The sequence below is a fragment of the Streptomyces flavofungini genome (assembly GCF_041028215.1).
GTDB classification, from domain to species: Bacteria; Actinomycetota; Actinomycetes; order Streptomycetales; family Streptomycetaceae; genus Streptomyces; species Streptomyces flavofungini_B.
In genome coordinates, this window is the sequence record NZ_JASKYR010000947.1 from 1 (window position 1) to 2,244 (window position 2,244).

2 protein-coding genes and 1 pseudogene are annotated in these 2,244 nt (G+C 72.8%); all 3 read right to left on the reverse strand.

Going from position 1 to position 2,244, the window contains the following annotated elements; all coding sequences use genetic code 11:
- The coding region (locus tag AB8Z36_RS36945) for an AMP-binding protein (RefSeq protein WP_369217759.1) at positions 1 to 376 on the reverse strand (376 nt) is incomplete at its 3' end.
- Between the two features lie 32 nt (positions 377 to 408).
- Positions 409 to 1,497, reverse strand: coding sequence for an ornithine cyclodeaminase family protein (locus AB8Z36_RS36950; protein WP_369217760.1), 1,089 nt, complete (start codon positions 1,495 to 1,497; stop codon positions 409 to 411).
- Between the two features lie 16 nt (positions 1,498 to 1,513).
- Positions 1,514 to 2,215 (reverse strand): annotated as a pseudogene (locus tag AB8Z36_RS36955) (ABC transporter ATP-binding protein); the annotation flags it as partial.
- Positions 2,216 to 2,244 lie beyond the last annotated feature (29 nt).

Sequence of the window (2,244 nt, forward strand, 5' to 3'; positions counted from 1 at the left end):
TGCGCGCCGCCGGCCCGCCCGCGGCCGCGTTCCCGGGGTCGGCGAGGACCATCAGCGAGGCCTTGCTCGCCCGCAGGATCTGCTCGATGCGTTCGGGCGGATACGCCGTGTCCACCGGCAGATACGCGGCCCCGGCCCGCAGGGTGCCGAGCACCGCCGCGGTGAAGTCGGCCCCCGCCCGCGCGGCGATGAGCACCACCTCACCCCGGCCGATGCCGAACTCCCCCGAGAGACGGCCCGCGACGGTGTCCGCGAGCCGGTCGAGCTCCGCGTACGTCACCGTCCGGCCCGGCTCCCGCACGGCGGGGGCGCCGGGGTGCTCCGCCACCTCGCGGCCGATCAGTTCGAGGACCGTGGACACGCCCGTGTCCACCACGGGCCCGGCATGCCCCGGGATTGGGGCCGCGGTCATCGCCGTGCCCCGGACTGCCCGGCCCAGGAACGGGTGACCGCCCCCGGCAGGAAGGAGTACGGGTCCTGCGGGTCGTCGGCCGTGGCCTCGACGGCGATCCGGTGACCGACCCCCAGCTCCCGCGCGAGCTCCTCGAACACCTCGACCATCACCAGGTCCTGGAGCGCGAGACCCGTCGAGTCGTACACCGTCGTGACCGGCGACAGTCTGCGGTGCGCGTCCGCGTCCAGGAGGAGTTCGGGGAGCGGCGGGCCGATCTCCTCGGGGGTGAGCTGCTGGCAGTCGCCCTCCGCCCGCGCCTGCTCCACATGGTCGGGGCAGACGAACGCCCGGCGCAGCAGGTCCACGGGCAGCTCCGTCTTGCCCGGCATGTCCGAACCGATGGTGTTCACGTGCACCCACGGCTTGAGTGACGTACCGCTGATGACCGGACCCTGGTGGGGCCCGACCGAGGTGGCGGTGCACAGCACGTCGGCCCGCTCCTCCACCTCCGCCAGCGGCGCGATCCGCACCAGCCCCTCCGGCGTCCTCGCCCTGGCCGCGAAGGAGTTCTCCGCCCGCACGTCCTTGTCGCAGACCAGCACCTCGGTGAAGGGGAAGACCCGCGACAGGGCGTGCAGTTGGGTGACGGCCTGCGCACCGCAGCCCACCAGGCCGAGCACGGTGGAGTCCGGACGCGCGAGCACCCGGCTGGCCAGCGCCGACGCCGCACCCGTACGGATGGCGGTGGCGAACGTGCCGTCCACGATCGCCCGCAGATGCCCGCTGTCCGCGTCGAAGGCACACAGCGTCGAGAGGATCGTGGGGAGCTGGTTCTTGACCGGGTTGTGCGGGTTGTAGCCGACCATCTTGATGGAGACCGTGGCGCCCTGGCGGACCGCGGGCATCCACTCCAGCAGACCGAGCTGGGGGGTTTCGAGCAGGAAACCGTCCCGCTGCTTCATCTCCACGGGGGCACCGGGGCCCCCGGCGAGAACGGTCTCCATCCGGGCGATGGTCAGGTCGTAGAGTTGCCCCAGTCCCACCTTCGAGACGATGGTGGCGATGGCTTCGGCGTCGACTATGTGCGTGCGCTCAGCTTGCAAGGGTCTCTCCTGGAGCTCAGTGTTCGGGCTGGTCCAAGGGGGGCGAGGGGACGGCGGACTTCGAGGCCGCGGAGGGTCCGCGACCGTGCCAGGACTCCCACAGCCCGGCATAGGCCCCGCCCGCGGAGACCAGCTCCTCGTGCGGACCCTGTTCGGTGATGCGGCCTTCCTCCATCACGACCACACGGTCCGCGTCATGGGCGGTGTGCAGCCGGTGGGCGATGGAGATGACGGTGCGGCCACGCAGCACACCCGCGAGCGAACGCTCCAGATCACGGGCGGCCCGCGGGTCGAGCAGGGACGTGGCCTCGTCGAGCACGAGGGTGTGCGGGTCGGCGAGCACGAGCCGGGCCAGTGCCAGCTGCTGCGCCTGGGCGGGTGACACCGGGTGGTCGTCGGTGCCCAGCTCGGTGTCGAGACCGTCCGGCAGGGCGAGGACCCACTCCTTGGCGGCCACCGCGGCGAGGGCCGCCGTCACCTGTTCGTCGGAGGCGTCCGGCGCGGCCAGCGCGACGTTCTCGCGCACCGTCCCGAGGAAGACGTGGTGCTCCTGCGTGACCAGGGCGATGTGGCGGCGCAGCTCCTCCAACGGCAGTTCGTGCACCGGGACGCCGCCCAGCGTGACCGTGCCGGTGCGCGGCTCGTGGATGCCCGTCAGGATGCGGCCGAGGGTCGACTTACCGGCGCCCGAGGGTCCGACGATGGCGACACGCTCGCCCGCGSMGGKSMTCAGCCCCGCCTACCGCG